Consider the following 17,010-nt stretch of genomic DNA (forward strand, 5'->3'; position numbering starts at 1 on the left):
GGGTCACAAATGAAATCAAAAATAATATTGTTTCTAGTCGCTGCTGCTATTGGTCAAGTGTTAATACCACCATTTGCTAGTACATCAATGACAGCAACTTTGATTAATTCAGAAGGCGAATCAGTTAAATGTGAGTTTAATTGGAGTGGTGTTGGTTTTGGTAAATCACTCTCTGATGGAAAGTTAGAAGAGTGTATAAGTAAACACATTAAAGAAGGCTATGTCTTGAGTTCAAATGAAAAAACGGTTGAACAGAAAACCATATTAAATTGGTTAGTGTTTGGTTAAAAAAGCATAAAAAGAACTTCAGGCGGAAAAGCATAGGTGGCTGTTTTTATTTGGTTTAATTTTCAATCTATGTTTTTTCGCTTAAATAGGCGTTGTTCGATTTGGGATTTTTAATAAAAACAAAGGAATATCTACAAGTGAATAATTTGAGTAAGGAATATTTAGTCAAATGTATAAATGCTCTGAATGAGGAGCAAAGTCTTAGCTTGTCAAAAACTGATAATTGGGCACATGTTAATAGAGAACTTGTTCATCAAGATTGGGATGTACTGTATAAAAAGTTAGCGAGATATGTTGATGACACTCCTGTTGAACATGAGGCTGTTCAAACCTTAATGAAAGAACACTTTGAAATAGCTTGCCGTTTCTATATCCCATCCAAAGAAGCATATATTGGTATGGCTATATTTTATAAAGAGAATGAAGATATGGAAAAATTTCATAAATCTTATCATCCTGAAATGGCTAATTATTTAGGTGATGCCATTGTCTGTTATGCAGGTAATCATTTATAAAATCGCATAGTGACTAAATATTAATCCCGACTATCAATCCTACCTGTAAGAAGAATTGCGAGATGCTTTTGAGCATATTAAGAAAGACGCTTGGTCAGAGCGCTATGCTGCAATAGAAAAGCAGCTGCAAAAAGACGCAAATGAAACAGAAGAACACAGTGTAAGTAATTCTAAAAATAGTGAAAATTCTTGGTGGCATAAAATTGATTTCACGAAACCCAAAGAAAAGATTATCACGCTCATATTTACACTTTGGACTCTATATCTTATTTGTGGGGAAAATATTTCTTAAAAATAGTGACATAAGTTTTGATTAGTCACCGAAAACATAAGAGACCCTTAGATGTTAAGACCCTAAGATAGTAGCAAAATTTCATTTATTTGAATCAAAGTAGCTGCAAATGAACCATTTTGTTGTAATTGATATTGAAATCAGAGCTGCAATTATTAACTAACCAGAGCTGCGCATAAGAAATTGAACGAATTGTTCTTGTGACGTTCAGATCGTTCGACCAAGAAACATCAAATTATGTTAAGGGAAAGTTCCTGTTCTGGCCCTGTCCTAAAAGGTGACAGGTTAAAATGAAGTGTATCAAATTCTAGATTCAATAAAGCCAAGCTATTTACATTAACAAACAATAAATTAGCGCAAAGTGTATACGACCCTGATCGCGTATTGTATAGTATGTATCTTTTTTGAGAACGAAAATATTTTAATCGATTTACATTAAATCAAATATTTTAACTACTAAATGGATTTTTTAGATGATACTGTATCGCTCGCTGCTGCTCGCAGTCATCCTTTTTGCATTAAGTGGTTGTGGTGGAGATTCTGACACCCCAACATCCCCCGTTATTGATCAAACCCAATTAGATACCGATAAAGATGGTGTACTCGATAAAGACGATGCATTTCCATCCGACCCCACCGAAACGATTGATACTGACAAAGACGGTATCGGCAACAATGCCGACACCGATGACGATAACGATGGCGTCGCCGACGAGCAAGATGCCTTCCCACTCGACCCAGTGGAATCCCTCGACACGGATTTAGACGGAATTGGCAATAATGTGGATACTGATGATGATAACGACGGCGTAGCGGACGATCAAGATGCCTTTCCACTGGATCCTGCTGAGTCTGCTGACACCGACAGCGATGGTGTCGGTGATAATGCCGACGCGTATCCAAACGACAGCGCGTGTTTTGTGGCAACAGATGGTGACGGTAATGCCTGTTATTTGAGTTTGTTAGCTCAAGATACTGAATTAAAAGTTGCGAAATCGGCAGAGAATTTCTTTATATACAGTCCTCAAGTTCAAAAAATAGTTGAGTTATCAGGACAGACTGAACAGGTAGTAGGGGTCTATCAACCCAATCCAGCTAAAGTCGTCGCGCACTTAGCCTATTCGGATACAATGGGGTTGCTTGTTTCGTATGCTGAACATGCTGAAATAGACGCTTTCGATCGCCTAGGCACGCGTTCTCAGTTTGCAACCTTGAGTGAAAACAATGCGCATATCCTACCTATGGGGCGGTTTGTTTATTTTGTTACCCAAAATAAACTATCTGGTTGGGATCAAAATGGAGAAAACGTCCATAACCGATCTATTGATATTAGAAGCGGTATTGAATCGAGCTTTGTCGACGGTGGTCAAAACAGAGCGATTATTTCATATGCTATTAGTGGTTGGAGGAATTTTCGGGATTCGTTCACTATTGACCCAGTAACGGGTCTTATTCAAGCCCATAACAAAGAATTCGTTAGTGAATACGCGAGTCTAAATGCCATCGCCTTATTTGATGACTATATCGTTACCTCATTAGGTACATATAGTAGCGAATTAAGTTCTCACACTGAATTTGGTTTTGGCCTGGGCGCAAAAACTTTTGTCGTATCAGCGGCTAATGAGTTGGCAATGCTACGCCATGATGGCAGTGATACCCAGTTCACACGATTTAGTATTCAATTCAATATGCTGGATCAAGTGACGCTAAATGGCTCGCCGGTCGACATGTTGATAACGGGTGAGCATGCAGTAGTGTTAACGAAAGCGCCCAATAGATTGATGTTCCATCGTCTCGTGCTTTCGAACGATGTTGATAACGATGGCGTACTTAATGCGGATGATGCATTCCCTAAACACCCCGAAGCGTCGCTTGATGCAGACAAAGACGGATATCCAGATAGCTGGAACGAGGGTGCCGATGCGTCTGCTACTACGCTGCAACTGGATGCGTTTCCAAAAGACGCTCTTTGTTGGTTGGCTGAACATGCCAACAGTGACGGATTATGTGACTATGCCTCGTTCATCAATGCTGCATACATTACGGATATGGTGCAAAGTGAGGAAGGAATACTATATCTGCTGGACAGCACTCGAGCATTAGTTTACCCATTTGACAGTCGCACAGGGCGATATTTACCGGCATTAGTTGTGGGTAAACACAATCAATTAGAAACAGTAGCTCCAACATCGATGACTTATGTCGATGGTCAAGAGCGATTGTATTTTTTGAACCGCGATGGAATAGTTAAGTATTTCGATGAAAACAACGTACAAACGTTTTTTACCAAAGTAAGTGCAGACACAAAATTATTTGCCGCGGAAAAGTATCTTCTCGTTCCAGATTACACGAGCACTCCCGACTCGATAACTAGCTATCGAAAAAATGGCGAAGTGACGGAAAAGAATAATTTCGATTATTTATATAGAATAGGTGCTTTGAAATGGAATAAGCACACTAACGAGCTACTAGCACTAAGCGAATATGGTTATTTATTAGACCGCTTATCATTAAATTTACTGTCCGGCGAAATTAGCGAGTTAGATTACTATCCGATAAATATCCGCAATAGTAAACCTGACATGAGTTTATCGGAGGACGGCAATTTAGTGGCCGTCAATACCGGTGTCTTGTTTGATATAGTAAACGAAAAAGCACTTACAAATCATCAAGGCTCACTTGATATGCACTGGTATCAAGATAATCAGTACCTTGTGGTGGTCAATCATGATGGGGTTCATCGTGTAAACCGCTATAACACAAGCACAGAATTACTCGAGTCTCGCGAGTTAGTGGGGACGCTCGTGAAGTTGGTTAAACTCGGTAACAAGCTATATATTTTAGAAAATCAAAATGGTTTGCTTATTATCAACGAGTTTATCGCAAACGATGACTCAGATGGTGACGGCGTAATCAATACTCAAGATGCATTCCCAAATGATGTGGCTGCTTCATTGGATTCGGATAGTGACGGATTTCCGGATGCTTGGAATGAAGGCTATAGCGAAGCCGATTCGACACGTGGTTTAATTTTAGACTCGTTCCCGAATGACTCGGCGTGCTGGCAAGAGAGTCATGATGATGGAAACGGTATGTGTAACGTCTCGGCTACGGTGCCAGAATACGTCCCTACTATTACGGCCAACGGACGCCCAGGTGAGCTGTTCATGTTAAGCCCTGAAAATCACCGAATATACCGCTGGTCTTTAGAAAGCAATGGTTATATCAGCCCTATCGTGTTGCCTCAAGTTGGCCGTTTTGCTCATTTAGATATTGTTGATATGGCATACTCAGACAAGCTCGACCGTATCTATCTAATTTTTAAGGATACTTTAGATTACAGGAATGAAAACCATTCAGTCGGTTATATTGATCTAAACCATCCTAACCAACTCCGCGTATTTTCGGATAACGTAGACCTTAGATCAGGCGCTTTGATTCCGATCGGTGATTATTTGTTAAGCAATAATAAAGGCCCTCTGATGATATTCAATGCCAGTGGTGAAGTTGTTCATACTGCTGCTGGTAAGTACATCAGCACAGGTGCTGCGCTGGATAAAAATCGCAATGTTTTATTCCGAGTCCAATGGGACAAGCTAGTTAGAGCACAGTTTAACCCCACTACAGAGACATTAGATGACTTAAACACCAACATATCTGATTGGTTTCCTGATGCAGAATTATCACTGTCCCCTAGTGGAAACAAATTGGCAGAAAGTAAAGGTCGCATTTTTGATGCCACAACGCTTGAGCAACTTAGGGAAATAGAAGCCCTTCAAACGCCTTGTATGGTTGAATGACGAACAGTATCTTATTATTACCCAAGACTCTGATAAAATTGTTCTAAAAAATTTCTTTGTAAGTAATAGTAAAGATGTATTAATCCGACAAGACGAATTACCAGGCCAATTTATTCACTTTGCACAAATTGATAATCGAGTAGTGATTTTGGCAAAAAAGGATAATAACAGTCACTTTTATCTATATGAGCTTAATGGAGATGTGGACGGTGATGGAGTGCAAAATCATGTCGATGCATACCCATTTGATGCGGCGGCGTCGGTGGACACCGATGGTGATGGCTACCCGGACGCGTGGAATGCTGGCTATAGTTCCGCCGATTCGACGAGTGGTTTAATTTTAGACTCGTTCCCTAATGATTTGGTTTGCTGGCTAGCAAGCCATGACGATGGTTCGGGACAATGTAATTATGCGGCTAGTGTGCCGAGCTATGTGCCTACGCAAGTGGCCATCGATAACCAAGGTATGGTTTACTTGCTTAATCGTGAAGAAAATAGAATTTACCGCTGGTCCACTGCGGCGAGCCAATACCGAAATCCAATACTTGTCGATAAGTTCAATCCAACAGATTCGATCAGCATAATGACGTATTCGGCTGCTCATAATCGTTTATACCTTGCTTATTTTTCGGGTGATGTTAGTTATATAGACTTAACGGAAGGGAAAACTGAGGTTCCACTCTTTCACACAAAACCTATTGATGCGCTAACTGCGGCTGGCGATTATCTGATTGTGCGATATCATGATTTTGGTAATGAACGCTACATATATATGGATGGTGTTTTCAATAGCAACGGCGACGTTGTTTATGGTCCATCTTGGGATATTCATAAATCTAGTTGCATTTTGGGCCGCCATAGCTTCTCTACATGGAATGCAAATACTAACCGAATGTACTATATCATCGATGAGGGTCATCGGAGCGCATGGACTGATCATTGCCCACGGGGACAGAGCATTATTGCGCAAGAAATCGATCAAACTACAGGGTCTCTTTCATCTGTAGCTTCTTCGGTTCATTATGAATATTCGAATAGTGTTGAACCAATCGTTAAACCAATCGTTGGACCAATCAAAGTTGTCAATAATGGGACTGAGGTTATTTTGGGAAATGGGAGGGGTTACGTCTCTGATACCGATAGTAAAATGCTTACCGAGTCGTACAATCTAGGCTTTGGGTTTTCCGATCTTATCGAAACCGACGCGCAATTTGTTGCAGCAGTGGCAGCAGATGAAAATACTGAACTAGTGTTTGTCGATAAACAGTCTCGTCGTGAACTGGTTCGCATTGCTATCGAGTTTACGGTTAAGCAGATGTACTTGGTGGGCAATAAACTGATTTTGGTTAAAGACGCAGCAGGTGATACCGAGTTTGAAACCATAACTTTAGTTGATGATGACCAAGATGGGCTGCCGGTTTGGTGGGAACAAGCCTTTGGCTTGTCCGACAACAACAGTTCGGATGCGCAAAGTGATGACGACAATGATGGACTTAGCGCACTTGATGAGTATACGTTTACAACCAAACCAAACGTGTTTGATACGGACGGTGATGGATTGGGCGATGGCGCGGAAATCAATACACACTTGACCTCTCCATTGTCCCAAGATACTGATAATGATGGTTTATCTGATGGTGAGGAAGTAAACACCTACTTCACGTCACCAGTCAATTCAGACTCGGATGGAGATGGTTTTTCCGACGGCAATGAAGTGTCGCTTTATCACACGGATCCCAATGATCCAGAGGCCAAGCCTGCACCCACTACTACATGGAGCGAAAACTTTGAATCGGGTCAAAAACCTAGCAATATGACGACACCGAGCACAAGTAACGCGGCTTGGAGTATTACTGAAGAGAAGAGCGTGCAAGGGCGTTACTCCCTTGGCTCTGGGGCTATTTCAGTTGATCAGACGTCGATGGTCGAACTGCGTGGATTCTTTGCTGCGGGCACATTTACCTTTGATGCATTGGTTTCATCGGAAAGTTACGGCGATTATTTATCTGTGACTATCAATGGCGAACAGGTGCGGGATGTAGGAAAAAGTGACAGTTGGGCAACTTATAGCTTTTCGATTGAACCTGGCGAGCACGTGATCCGTTGGACATATGCAATAAAATACGTCTATAGCAGTGGAAACGATAAAGCTTATATCGATAATTTAAACTTTGTTGCGAATTAAGTTTAAAGACGAATAAAAACGGTGGCTGAGGCCACCGTTTTTATTTTTGCGTTGCGCTATGCTGCAATAGAAAAGCAGTTGCAAAAATACGCAAATGAAGTAAAAGAACACAACGTAAGTAATTCTAAAAATAGAGAAAATTCTTTGTGGCATAAAATTGATTTCACGAAACCCAAAGAAAAGATTATCACGCTCATATTTACACTTTGGATTCTATATCTTATTTGTAGAGAGAATATTTTTTAAAAATAGCGACGTAAGTTTTGGTGAGTCACCGAAAAAAACGTATATTTTGTAGTTCTATTTATAGCTATTTTTGGTTTGTGTCTATATAGGCATTTAACGTCACATTAAAACGCGTTTACTAAGACAATGAGTCGTTGTGATGGTTTTGGCTAATTACGCATAAAGCAGCCCCAACACATTATGTGTTTGGAGAGCGTTAGGTGCAAAATGGATAGACTCTACAAGAGGTAGAAACGCGTGAAAACTCTCCAAGCAGCCACCTGCGCCTTTGTAAGCTATGCTAACAGGTGCTCAAATCAAAACTGACCACAGGCTGTTATGGCTCTGCACTGTGGTATTGATTGAAATTCAAATAGTCATGTCATTGTTGTTAGTTTTATAGGAAAGGCCAATTAAGCCACTATACACTGAACTGGCAAAGACATTTTAAACTCACACCCTTTTGGATTTAGGTTGGTTACGGTTAGTTCTCCATCGTGTGCTTGGGCGATTCGCTTGCACAAAAACAGGGCCAAACCCACACCATCGGTTGAACGGTGATTGATGTTCTCGGCATGAAAAAAAGGTGTAAACATGTTTTCCAACATGTGCTCCGGAATACCCTGACCGTGGTCGGTCACTGAGAAACTAAGGGTTTCGTCAGAAATATTGATGGCAAGTTCGACATTTTTTCGTGTTTTTCCATGTTCTATCGCATTTTGAAGTAAATTACGTAACACGAATTTAATGCGTCCAACGTCGAGTTTTATCGCTTCCTCAGGAAGGGGGGTTGTAACGGTTACCTTTTCTTGCAGGCCATTTTCGCTTAAGACGTCTTCAATCAATGTGGGTAAATAGTAGGTCGAAGTCGTTAAGACTCTCGCGCCTTGTTGCAGCCGTTCGCCTTCTAGAAGTTGGCCGATGAGATTATTCATATATTGGATGTCGGAACTTAAATCTTTAGTTATTTCATTTTGTTCGAGCATGGCAAGAGACACGTTCATTCTGCCAAGTGGTGTCCGGAGTTCGTGGCTAATTGCCATTAATATTTCGTCTTTTGACTCAAACAACCGTTGCAAGTCGGCAGCCATTTTGTTCAGGCTTAGTGTGAGTCGAGACAATTCTGATTTTGGGTGTGAGGCAATGCGATAATTAAGGTCGCCTTGGCTAATTCGGTTAGCACTCTCAATAGCGGAATTGATTGGGTCGAGCAGCCGTTTTAGGATGTAATAACTCGTCATGAGCACCAAAAACGCGGCAATCCAAGGCCATAGAATGAGCCACTGTGGATACACAATGAGATTCACCATTCGCGACGTGACGACCACATTAGTGTCAGAAACATTCGCGTATAAATAGTATTGTGAGTTCAATTTACTAAAATACAAATGACCAATCGGCTCGGCGTTTTTCGCTAACGCTTCCATCGTGGGAAAGTGACCAGAGGTTACGAAACGTTGACCTTCACGTTCAACCATAATGCGAACGCGATTGCTTTTTGCGTCGGAATTGAGTTTTACTTCATCAATCGGTCGTTGAGCTATCTGCTGGATCATTTCAAACAGCTGAGATTCGCGTTCGTTCACAAACTGCTTCGCCTCTTGCTCTGTTGTGGCAAAACTACCTAGCAGCACGCACACTGAAAATAAAACAGTGGTGACCGAAAACAGAACTAAGAAACGGCCAAAAAGACCTAAATGTGGAATTTTCATGATGGTTTCGCAATGAAGGTGTAACCCACATTTCTAAGTGTTTTAATGTACTTAACATGTTTAGGGTCATCTTGTAGTTTTTGCCGTAAACGGCTCATCAGGATATCTATCGAGCGACTGTATATGTCGGAATCAATGCCTTTTAGTTCATTTAAAAGCTGATCGCGATTAAAGACTTCACCTGGGTGGGTTGCAAGAAGGTGCAGTAGCTTAAATTCCATGCCGGTAAGTTGGATGTCTTGGCCGTTTAGTTTTGCTTGATGACTGGCAGTCAGAATCTGCAATTCGCCAAACGAGAGGTCTTGCTGCGTGTCAGGTGAGGCACTATGGCGGCGCATTAATACTTGGATCCGTGCAACGAGTTCTCGAGGTTCGAATGGTTTGGCAAGATAGTCATCCGCACCTAACTCAAGCCCAAGCACTTTGTCGGAAAGCTCACCTCGCGCAGTCAGCATAATAATTGGAATGTTACTGGTCGTTCTGATCTGCTTACACAGTGCAAAGCCATCTGTGTCGGGCATCATAACGTCCAATAACAAGACATTAGGCTTTTGAGTATCCAACATTGTTAAGCCAACTGCTGCGCAATGAGCAGACAAGAGCGTGAGGCTATACATTGAGAAGTACGCTTCGAGTCGAGTACACAAAGCTTCATCATCGTCGATTATGAGCACTTTTATTGTCATTGTTTTACCACGCTACCTGTTCACTAATTACTTAGATTTGATTTTTCGCGAAGGTGTTAACCTTCGCGAAAAATCAATCGTCTTTCTTACTCGCTTTGATGAGTTTTGCCATAAACGCTTGTTTTTGTTCAGGCGTTAATTCGGCATGAAGCTGACTCATTGATTCTAGAAGGTGTAACACGCGAATATCAACGTTTGTTTGCCATTGTTTATACGATTCATAAGCTGCATTTGCATCAAGTTGCTCACTGGTGGCGGCATCGATAAAAAACAGTTTGATTGAACCTTTACTGGATTTGACCTCATCCGTCACCGCTTTGAATGCGTTAAACACGTTCAGCGCCAATGTTTCTTGCTGTTCAGTAAATCCCTGACTTTGAATAAATAGTTTCGCTAAGGCCTCGTTTGCCAACGTGGGTTTTGAGGCAAACATGGCTACGACTACAAGGAGAATAGAGACTAATTTCTTCATAATGGAGTTCCTTATTTCACAATCCTGCAAATTGCAGTTTTGCCATTATGGCAAGTACAAAAAAGGTTTCTTCTCAGTAAAGCAACGGAATGTAACAGAGCGTAACAGCCATTGTTTTTGAGTCTAGACACACAATTTTTCTCGTAACTTCGGTTTAACGTTCGGTGTATTCAAGGATGTTACACTCCGTTACATAGCGTTACGTCAGCGCAACCAAGCCGCCGTCGCCTTTCATTATTGTGTAAAGCATCAACACGACCGTGATAAACATAGAAAGGGTGTCGAGAATGAAAAAGGTAACATTAAGTACGATTTTAGGTGGACTGCTGTTGGTGCAAATGGCTGGCGGGGTGTTTTTGAACTTCCGTTTTTTAGGCATTTTCAAATCGGATATTTTTACGGTGGAGATGTCTAGCTTGACGACCGCCTTAGGTTTCGCGACCCTCATGGCGTTAATGCTGAGTTTTATCAACGTGGTGGTGGGTGTGATTGCGGCAAAGCGCTTCCAGTCGCAGCTGCCAATCTTCAGTCTACTTGTAATTTTAGTTGCGTCGTTGGGGCTAATTCTAACCGGAGTGGAGTACGCAAATCTTGCGAATTACACCGCGTTTATCGGTGATGTTCAGGCAAAAGGACTACACGAGCTTAGCGAGTCGATGGAGTTTATCCGCAGGTTAATCGTGTCAGAGCGCAACGAGTCACACTACCTGTCGCTCTTTTTTTCAAGCTTTAGTCTTTTCCTATTTTATGCCTTGTTGTATCGAGCCACACGTATACCAAAGTTGCTACTGGCGTTTGCTATGACGGCTTGTTTACTCCAGTTAATTGCACTCGGCAGCACGTTCTTCCAAGGTCCGGTTATTGTTTCGATCCAATTACCTCTTTTTATCACGCAGGTGGTGATGCCTGTGTACTTTATTCTCTATGGCTTTCGAGCAAACTCGAATGGTATTGCAGACGATGTAAAAACCAACTCAGTTTTAAATAGCCATGAGGAAATTTAGCGATGTTGACGTTTCTACTGATTTTTCACATTGCGATGGGGACGATAGGGATCATTTCAGGGTTTTGTGTGATCGCGATAAAGAAAGGCAGTGCGCTGCATAAACGGATTGGTCGAGTGTTTTTTATCACTATGTTCTTTATGGGGTTAAGCGGTTGCCTCGTCGCGTGGGTTAAACATATCCCATTATCTATGTTAAATGGTGGGTTAGTTTGTTATTTAGTTTTAAGTGCATTCATGGCTATGAGGCGTAATACAGCGGCCCTTATCAAACTAAGTAAGGGCTTGTTTGTGTTCGGTCTACTACTGGTGACAGGGTACTCATCGTATTTCTACTTTGCACTTGGCGCTAGTTCAACCTTGAATGGGGGATTTGGACCTAGTGCGTTTGCGGTGTTTGGCCTAATTACGGTGTATGCGCTTGGTGAAGATTTGTGTTATTTGTTGTCAAATCGAGTGTCTAAACGATTTATGCTTATTCGACATCTGTGGCGAATGCTTTTTCCATTATTTATGGCAAGTGCCGCTGTGTTTTTGGGGCAAGCAAAACATTTCCCCGACTTGCTCGTTAAAAATGGCGTGCTCATCATTCCTGTTGCGTTTGTTCTACTCTGCTTATTTTATTGGGTCGGAAAAACGTGGATTCAAAAACGTACGTCAGGTGCGCTATCATAAATGCGCTGAAGGGTTTGCTCAACGCAGGCCTTTTTCCTCTATATCGAGAATATCGTCTCGCCAGTCCACTGTGAACTATGCTTTATGTAACTTTCAATGATTCTTTTTGCTTCTTTGACGTGTTTTCCTGTATCCTGTCGCGCTGCAAAAATTGAGTATCTATAAATGCATTTTTCTGACTTAGGCTTATCGCCACAAATAAACCAAGCGCTCTCTGATAAAGGGTATGTGCAACCTACACCAATTCAGGCTCAAGCGATCCCCGCAATATTAAAGGGCCGTGATGTAATGGCTGCGGCGCAAACGGGCACAGGCAAAACGGCGGGCTTTACGCTGCCGATGTTGCAACTATTAAGTCAGGGAAACAAAGCGCGTTCAAATCAGGTTCGCGCATTAGTGCTTACGCCAACACGTGAACTTGCCGACCAAGTTTGGCAAAGTGTCATGACGTATTCTCAGCATTTGCATCTTTCGTGTCAGGTTGTGTACGGTGGGGTGAAAATAAATCCTCAAATGATGAATCTTCGTCGTGGTGCGGACATTTTAGTGGCGACACCAGGCCGATTACTCGACCTATATCAGCAAAATGCGGTGAAGTTTGATCATTTAGAAATTTTGGTGCTAGATGAAGCAGACCGCATGCTAGACATGGGGTTTATACACGATATAAAACGCATCATTAAGTTGCTGCCGCACCGTAGGCAAAATCTTTTGTTTTCTGCAACCTTCTCGAAAGAGATCCGCGAGCTTGCAAAAGGGTTAATCCATGACCCAATTGAAGTGTCAGTTGCGCCGGCGAATACGACAGCGAAAAGTGTTGATCAGCTAGTTTATGAAGTGGATAAGAGTAAACGAGCAGCTCTTTTAAAACACTTGATCAAAACCTACGATTGGAAACAAGTACTTGTATTTACTCGCACCAAACACGGTGCAAATAATTTAGTGCGAGATTTAGAAAAGGCGAAAATTTCTGCTTTAGCAATACACGGAAATAAAAGCCAAAATGCGCGAATGAAGGCATTGTCCGGCTTTAAGAGTCAAGAAGTCCGAGTATTAGTCGCGACAGATATTGTCGCACGAGGCCTTGATATTCAAGAGCTACCACATGTTGTGAACTACGACTTGCCAAATGTCTATGAAGACTATGTTCACCGTATCGGGCGTACTGGTCGAGCAGGAGCATCGGGGCAAGCTGTTTCGTTTGTAACCAAAGACGATGCTGCGGATCTATTTGGTATTGAACGGTTAATTCAAGAAGTGATTGCACGTAAAGTTGAAGCAGGTTTTGAGCCTAAAGAAGCGATACCGGAGTCCAAATTAGATACTCGCCCACTTAAAGCGAAAAAGGCGAAAAAACCAAAGAAGCCAAACGAAGAGAATGGCAACAAAAATTCAGCTGCTCAGCCTGTGACTCAGCCAAAGCCGAAAGCGGACGGTCAGAAGCCTGCACCTAGACCTGCAAGGCGTAAACCTCAGTCGAACAATCGCAAACCGCAAGGGCAGGGCGAAGGTAATTCGGTGAAAAAGCAGGAAAACTCGAACAGCCCTTGGGCGAAGAGTCCTCGTTCAAACACTCGTAAGCCTGCGCGTGGAAATTATAGAAATGCGAAAGGCTAAGTGCTGATTGGTACTTAATACATCCAATGAGTTATGAGACCCGATACATCGTATCGGGTCTTTTTTTGGTTCACGTTGGCTTGGAAGCCACAAAGACGACATGCCGTGCAAATTCTGTATATGAAAGTCTAAATTGTCAAAACTACAACAATTCACATTTCTTTTCTTTGACCGCAACTATCACAAAATCAATATGGTGCTGAAATAGCTTGGAGTACGCTACTCAAACAAATTGTTTATTTTGGCTTGGGTTTTAGTGGAAAAAGTGCTGTAAGGGACTAAGTTTAACAAGTGAGTTACGTATAAAACTTAGAATAAGGTTAAAAATTGCGATGAAAGCGAGATTTTGAGATTCGTTTTCCTGTGTTTTACTATTTTAGGGACGTAAAACGGCGATATTTAGGCAATAACTGAATGTCGCTGGATCAAGGCTGATCACGTTAAACTGATTGCTCGCAATTGAATAACCAAACACTAAGTTTCACACGAACTCCGATAACTTTCAGTCGAGGAGTCCCCATGCAAAGTTCTATAAAAAATCGATTGCTTTGCAGTATTGGTGCTATTGGAATGTTGTTATCCATGTCACCAGCAGTGTCTGCAGAAGTTGCTGTAATAGTCCATCCTAGTAATAACGTTGCACTTGATAAAGCGGAAATAGAGCGGATTTTTTTAGGAAAATCAAAAGCATTTAGTTCAGGTGAAACTGCCATACCAACCAATCTTGCTGCTGGTGCAGCAACGCGTTCAGAATTCGAAGACAAAGTATTAGGTCGAACAAGTGCTCAAGTTAATGCTTACTGGGCAAAACTGGTATTTACGGGCAAAGGTACGAAGCCGAAAGAACTGGATTCGGATGGTCAGGTTACTGAGTTTGTCGCGGGTAACGTAGGGGCGATTGCGTACGTTGCTGCATCGTCAGTTACGGGTAATGTTAAAGTGGTCGCCACTTTTTAAGGAAAGGGTATGTTTAAAGCAAAATATTTAGGTTACGCAGTTTCAATGGCAGCGGCCCTATTTACTTCAGTCAGCTATGCGGACATTAAGTTTTCGGGGTATGGCAGTCTTGTGGCAGGTAAAACACTTGGGACAGTGGATGACCCGTTAAATCCTGGTCAAACACGGGATGAAACCTTTACGGCCGACTTTTATGATGTAGGGCAATACACTAACGACCTCACATTCAATGCAGAATCCATGATAGCACTGCAAGCGACTACCAGTTTGGGCGAACAGCTTGATTTCACTGCACAACTTGTCGCGAAAGGAACGGATGATTTTAGTCCTGAGTTTGACTGGTACTACCTAACGTATAAACCTTCAGAACAATGGACGATTTTGGCAGGACGTCGCAACATACCAATGTATTACTTTTCAGAATTTTCTGAAGTTGGGTTTGCGTATCCGTGGATGCGTCCGCCTTCAAACTTATATTGGTGGCAAGTCACCCAATTTAATGGGGTGTCTGCAATTTATGATTTCACGCTTGGGGATTATGCCAGCAATGTAATGGTGTTCTACGGAAATGAGTATTCGTACGACAACAAAGAGATGAAATACTACGATCGCTTGTATGGAGGTAATGCACGGTCAGTAGATGAATTCTGGAAAGACATTCTTGGGTTTAACTGGAATGTGTCAGGTGACAACTTTGACGTCAGACTGGTGTATTTCACTAATGATCGCGACAGAACAACCGTTAACGCAGATGGAACGTCTACGGATTCTCCACACTTTACGCAAGAGTTTTTAGGCTTTGGTGGTTCGGTTAACTTTAACCCCATTACGGTGTTATTTGATTGGAACTTAGTTAAGTATGATGATGCGTACGGCACAGAATTCCCAACGTATTTGGTGTCTGTCGTCTACAACATCGATAAATTCCAACCATATATTTCCTACTCTAAAGCGGATCATAAGCGTAAGAAAGTGCCAACAGACGATTTAGAAGAACATTATCTACTGAGTTATGGTTTGAGATATAACTTCTATCCGAGTGCGGCCTTGAAAATTCAGTACGACAACTTTGTAGATCAAGGCGACAAAGCCACTGGTTGGGCGTATCACGGTGATTCACGAGCTGTTTCCATTGGTGTTGATTTTATCTTCTAAACCACTAACACGAAGTGCACGGTTTGAGGGCAAACGGTGCACTTCGTGTTATGCATTTCGATTGGTTTAAGTTCTGAGCATTGATGACTGGTACACTCAGATTTTTCTTGTTCTTGTGCTTTCAACGGCCAATTAATTGGGCAGGCTAACCGTTACCTTACACCCTGTTGGTTGCGTGTTTTCAAGCGTAAGTCGGCCTCCATGAGCTTGTACGATTTGCTTGCTAAGCACGAGGCCTAGACCCGTTCCACCTTGTTTAGTTGTAAACAATGGAACGAATAAATTCGCCTGATTTTGAATGCCAGGACCTTGGTCTTGGATAGTGATGTGATGATAGCCGGCTTCGGTGTATACGTTGATTTGTATCGGTCTGTTTGGCGCTGCTTCGTGAGCATTCTTTAATAAATTAATGAAACATTGTTCAAGTTGGCTTGGGTCGGCTTGCAATGACGTATCGGTTAAACGATTCTGTATATCAATTTGATATGGAAGCAACGCAGCTAGTGCATCGAGCAATTGAGCAAGTTTAATGGTTTCCAGCTTGGGTTCGGGTAACTGCGTTACGGAACGATAGGCATTGATAAACCCATGTAGTCGATTTGCCCGTTCTCCAATAAGCGTCAGTCCATCGTTTAAATCTTCTTTGAGGCTCTGTGTCGAGGTCCGCATTGGATGATATTTTCTTTAGTGTCGCACTGATGGAGACTATTGGCGACAACGAGTTGTTGACTTCATGACTTAAAACGCGCACGAGATTTTTCCAGGCAGATTGCTCTTCTCTACTCAATAAAACTTCCACGTCAGACAAAATAAACAGGGTTTGTTGCTCACCTTTATCGCGGAATTGATCTTTAAATAAGTGCCAGCGGCCACCTTGTGCAGAACTTAAACTCACCAATGCATTTGATTGGCTGCTGAGTAAGTGCGCAAGACCCAGTTCGTGCAGGTTGTAGGAAGTTAGCTTGTTTTCGCTTAGTGAAAACAGCTTCGTCGTGGCTGGATTGGCCAGCGTAATTCGACCTGAACCATCACAGGCTAAAATCGCCACATCAATTTCTTTTAATAGTTTTGCAAGCAAAAGTTGGCTTTCTTTGAATTCAAACCTTTCAGATGACAAAGTATCAGCAAGACGATTAATTTCACGGAGCAACTGCGAATGGGCGGAATCAGTGGCCAGACTTTTAGCGCGCAATGTAAAGTCACCTTGATTGAGTGCTTCGATAATATTGCCCAGTTGCACGAATTGATCTTGCAGCTTTTTATGCAGCAATTGGTAAGCCACACACGCCGAGAGAAAGACAAGGCTGATTATCAGCAAAGTTAAATAGAGGTTTAGCTTCGCGACATACAGCACGCTACAAAGCGTGATAAAACAGGGTATAAACAACCAAGCTATCAGGCGCGTAATTTGCTTTTCAAATGGCATAT

General features: G+C 42.1%; 15 protein-coding genes. 10 read left to right on the forward strand and 5 right to left on the reverse strand.

Annotated elements, in window-relative coordinates:
* Positions 1 to 9 precede the first annotated feature (9 nt).
* The 5 genes from J5O05_RS18465 to J5O05_RS18485 all read left to right on the forward strand — a co-directional run bounded on the left by J5O05_RS18465 (position 10) and on the right by J5O05_RS18485 (position 7,080).
* Complete coding sequence (locus J5O05_RS18465) at positions 10 to 288, forward strand: hypothetical protein (RefSeq protein ID WP_208845090.1); 279 nt, start codon at positions 10 to 12, stop codon at positions 286 to 288.
* Positions 289 to 425: 137 nt separating this feature from the next.
* Complete coding sequence (locus tag J5O05_RS18470; protein WP_208845091.1) at positions 426 to 803, forward strand: TipAS antibiotic-recognition domain-containing protein; 378 nt, start codon at positions 426 to 428, stop codon at positions 801 to 803.
* A 55-nt stretch (positions 804 to 858) separates the two neighbouring features.
* A complete protein-coding gene (locus tag J5O05_RS18475; protein ID WP_208845092.1) occupies positions 859 to 1,095 on the forward strand; it encodes a hypothetical protein in 237 nt (78 codons plus the stop codon).
* Positions 1,096 to 1,568: 473 nt separating this feature from the next.
* Positions 1,569 to 4,895: a hypothetical protein gene (locus J5O05_RS22760; protein ID WP_244370163.1), complete on the forward strand. Its 3,327-nt coding sequence runs from the start codon at positions 1,569 to 1,571 to the stop codon at positions 4,893 to 4,895.
* The gene (locus J5O05_RS18485) at positions 4,888 to 7,080 is read left to right on the forward strand and encodes a hypothetical protein (protein WP_208845093.1); all 2,193 of its coding nucleotides are present in this window, start codon (positions 4,888 to 4,890) and stop codon (positions 7,078 to 7,080) included. The genes J5O05_RS22760 and J5O05_RS18485 overlap by 8 nt, the downstream gene beginning before the upstream one ends.
* Positions 7,081 to 7,718: 638 nt before the next feature.
* Here the strand turns inward: J5O05_RS18485 and J5O05_RS18490 are convergent.
* From J5O05_RS18490 to J5O05_RS18500, 3 genes are all read right to left on the reverse strand, one after another.
* Positions 7,719 to 9,017 (reverse strand): HAMP domain-containing sensor histidine kinase, encoded by a 1,299-nt coding sequence (locus J5O05_RS18490; protein ID WP_208845094.1) that lies wholly within the window; start codon positions 9,015 to 9,017, stop codon positions 7,719 to 7,721.
* Positions 9,014 to 9,703: a response regulator transcription factor gene (locus J5O05_RS18495; protein ID WP_208845095.1), complete on the reverse strand. Its 690-nt coding sequence runs from the start codon at positions 9,701 to 9,703 to the stop codon at positions 9,014 to 9,016. Before J5O05_RS18495 ends, J5O05_RS18490 begins: the two co-directional genes overlap by 4 nt.
* Positions 9,704 to 9,776: 73 nt before the next feature.
* Positions 9,777 to 10,175 (reverse strand): hypothetical protein, encoded by a 399-nt coding sequence (locus tag J5O05_RS18500; protein WP_208845096.1) that lies wholly within the window; start codon positions 10,173 to 10,175, stop codon positions 9,777 to 9,779.
* A 287-nt stretch (positions 10,176 to 10,462) separates the two neighbouring features.
* Here J5O05_RS18500 and J5O05_RS18505 point away from each other — a divergent pair, with 287 nt between their 5' ends.
* The 5 genes from J5O05_RS18505 (at position 10,463) to J5O05_RS18525 (ending at position 15,582) form a co-directional block, all read left to right on the forward strand.
* Positions 10,463 to 11,179 (forward strand): hypothetical protein, encoded by a 717-nt coding sequence (locus J5O05_RS18505; RefSeq protein ID WP_208845097.1) that lies wholly within the window; start codon positions 10,463 to 10,465, stop codon positions 11,177 to 11,179.
* Between the two features lie 2 nt (positions 11,180 to 11,181).
* Positions 11,182 to 11,853: a hypothetical protein gene (locus J5O05_RS18510; protein ID WP_208845098.1), complete on the forward strand. Its 672-nt coding sequence runs from the start codon at positions 11,182 to 11,184 to the stop codon at positions 11,851 to 11,853.
* A 165-nt stretch (positions 11,854 to 12,018) separates the two neighbouring features.
* Positions 12,019 to 13,470: a DEAD/DEAH box helicase gene (locus J5O05_RS18515; RefSeq protein WP_208845099.1), complete on the forward strand. Its 1,452-nt coding sequence runs from the start codon at positions 12,019 to 12,021 to the stop codon at positions 13,468 to 13,470.
* A 519-nt stretch (positions 13,471 to 13,989) separates the two neighbouring features.
* Positions 13,990 to 14,427 (forward strand): type 2 periplasmic-binding domain-containing protein, encoded by a 438-nt coding sequence (locus tag J5O05_RS18520; protein WP_341874733.1) that lies wholly within the window; start codon positions 13,990 to 13,992, stop codon positions 14,425 to 14,427.
* 9 nt (positions 14,428 to 14,436) lie between these two features.
* Positions 14,437 to 15,582 carry a porin gene (locus J5O05_RS18525; RefSeq protein ID WP_208845100.1) on the forward strand — a complete coding sequence of 382 codons (1,146 nt, stop codon included), beginning with the start codon at positions 14,437 to 14,439 and terminating at the stop codon, positions 15,580 to 15,582.
* Between the two features lie 132 nt (positions 15,583 to 15,714).
* Here the strand turns inward: J5O05_RS18525 and J5O05_RS22105 are convergent, their stop codons facing one another.
* Both J5O05_RS22105 and J5O05_RS18530 read right to left on the reverse strand, forming a co-directional pair.
* Positions 15,715 to 16,098: a sensor histidine kinase gene (locus tag J5O05_RS22105; RefSeq protein WP_244370164.1), complete on the reverse strand. Its 384-nt coding sequence runs from the start codon at positions 16,096 to 16,098 to the stop codon at positions 15,715 to 15,717.
* A 10-nt stretch (positions 16,099 to 16,108) separates the two neighbouring features.
* Complete coding sequence (locus J5O05_RS18530; protein WP_208845101.1) at positions 16,109 to 17,008, reverse strand: PAS domain-containing protein; 900 nt, start codon at positions 17,006 to 17,008, stop codon at positions 16,109 to 16,111.
* Positions 17,009 to 17,010: the final 2 nt, after the last annotated feature.

Source organism: Pseudoalteromonas xiamenensis, assembly GCF_017638925.1.
Classification (GTDB): domain Bacteria; phylum Pseudomonadota; class Gammaproteobacteria; order Enterobacterales; family Alteromonadaceae; genus Pseudoalteromonas; species Pseudoalteromonas xiamenensis.